Source organism: Streptomyces sp. 13-12-16 (assembly GCF_002114215.1).
In the GTDB taxonomy this organism is placed as follows: domain Bacteria; phylum Actinomycetota; class Actinomycetes; order Streptomycetales; family Streptomycetaceae; genus Streptomyces.
Map to the genome: position 1 here is coordinate 1 of NZ_NCTE01000373.1, position 1,190 is coordinate 1,190.

Below are 1,190 nucleotides of genomic sequence, written 5' to 3' on the forward strand. Positions count from 1 at the left end.
CCTCGCCCACACCGCCGCCCTGCGCGACGGCACCGCGTGGCTGGACGCCCTGCTCGCCGGCCTCGACACCAACCGCCGGCTGCTCGCGGACCTCCTGGCCGAGCGGCTGCCGGCGGTCCGCTACCGGCCGGGTGACGCCACCTACCTCGCCTGGCTGGACTGCCGCGCCCTCGGCCTCGGCGACGACCCCGCCGACACCTTCCTCCGGCACGGCCGTGTGGCGCTCAACTCCGGCCTGCCCTTCGGCACGGGAGGAGCAGGCCACGCCCGGCTGAACCTCGCCGCCTCGCCCGAGGTGCTGGGGGAGGCGGTGCGGCGGATGGCGGACGCCGTGGAGCGCGCGGGCGGTGCCCGTGGCTGACGAGTGCTACGGCCACCCACGGCTCGCCGCGCTCTACGACCCGCTCGATCCCGATCGCGGGGACCTCGACGCCTACCTCGGCATGGCGCAGGAGTTCGGTGCCCGGCGGGTGCTGGACATCGGCTGTGGAACAGGGGTGTTCGCGCTGCTCCTGGCCGGCCGGGGGATCGAGGTCGTCGGCGTCGACCCCGCCGGGGCGTCCCTCGACGTGGCCCGGGGCAAACCGGGCGGCGCGCGGGTCCGCTGGGTCGAGGGCGACACGACGGCGCTGCCGCCGCTGCGGGTCGATCTGGCGACCATGACGGCGAACGCCGCCCAGGCCGTCGCCGATCCCGGCGCCTGGCACGGCACCCTGCGCGGAGCCCACGCGGCACTGCGGCCCGGGGGACGCCTGGTCTTCGAGACCCGCGATCCGGCCCGGCGGGCCTGGGAGGGGTGGACCCGTGAGGAGTCGTACCGCAGGACGGACGTACCCGGCGTCGGCACGGTCGAGAGCTGGCACCGGGTGACCGAGGTGGACGGCCCGCTGGTGACGTTCCGCACGACCTACGTGTTCGCCGCGGACGGAGCGGTGCTGACCTCGGACTCGACGCTGCGTTTCCGCGGGCGGGAGGAGGTCGAGGCGGACCTCGAAGGTCACGGCTACGTGGTGGAGGAGGTGCGGGACGCCCCCGACCGTCCGGGCCTGGAGTTCGTCTTCGTCGCACGCCGCCCGGACTCCTGAGCGCTCCGCCGCCCGGACGCCTGAGCGCTCCGCCGGCGGTACGGCGATGTGCCGTCGGCCGTCCGCGGCGCCGTCGCGGCCGGTCGCGCCCACGCGGCGGCGGCC

The 1,190-nt window shown here is 76.6% G+C and carries 1 protein-coding gene and 1 pseudogene; both read left to right on the forward strand.

Going from position 1 to position 1,190, the window contains the following annotated elements:
- Positions 1–361 (forward strand): annotated as a pseudogene (locus B7767_RS15600) (pyridoxal phosphate-dependent aminotransferase); the annotation flags it as partial.
- A complete protein-coding gene (locus B7767_RS15605) occupies positions 354–1,085 on the forward strand; it encodes a bifunctional 2-polyprenyl-6-hydroxyphenol methylase/3-demethylubiquinol 3-O-methyltransferase UbiG (protein ID WP_085572720.1) in 732 nt (243 codons plus the stop codon). The pseudogene B7767_RS15600 and the gene B7767_RS15605, both read left to right, overlap by 8 nt.
- The last annotated feature ends 105 nt before the right edge of the window (positions 1,086–1,190 follow it).